We start from the raw sequence: 492 nt of genomic DNA, 5'->3' as shown, positions 1-492 counted from the left end.
AAAAAGGCGGCAAAAAGCAAGCACCTGCAAGCAACGTGCCGAAATGGTCAAATCCTGATTATGTCAACGAATTAGACCCAAAAATCGTTGATATGCTAGTAGAATTTCACAAGTCGCAAGGCACTTTGGAAATTCCCGAGGCGTAAGCAGAAATCGCCCAAAAACGTGAAGAAATCGAGCAAAGGAGAGCTGAGCTTGAGGATAAAAAACAAGAGCTTTTGAACCGCTTGAACAAATAGAGTTTCGCAAGTATTATGCTTACAAATTACTTGAGCAATTAACTAAAATATAAACCCTGCCTTTATATCTAGGTAGGGTTTATATTTTAGAAATTCACGTAGGTTGTTTCGGTTTTTTCATACCCAGTATAATCTGAGTTTCTATAGTATCCAGTGATAAACATCCATTTTCTTTGAGCAACATGGATATAAGTATTTGTTATGTAGTATGGATATGGGCTTTGTGACTCCAAGTAACTCTCATAAGCTTGCG

The 492-nt window shown here is 37.6% G+C and carries 1 pseudogene; it reads left to right on the top strand.

The features are described from left to right. Nucleotides 1-35: 35 nt before the first annotated feature. A pseudogene (locus CJ239_RS12330) lies at nt 36-239 on the top strand (hypothetical protein). The last annotated feature ends 253 nt before the right edge of the window (nt 240-492 follow it).

Source organism: Streptococcus sp. UMB0029 (genome assembly GCF_002871495.1).
In the GTDB taxonomy this organism is placed as follows: Bacteria; Bacillota; Bacilli; order Lactobacillales; family Streptococcaceae; genus Streptococcus.
The sequence above is the reverse complement of the archived record's forward strand: the minus strand, read 5'-3'. Positions and strand labels throughout refer to the sequence as shown.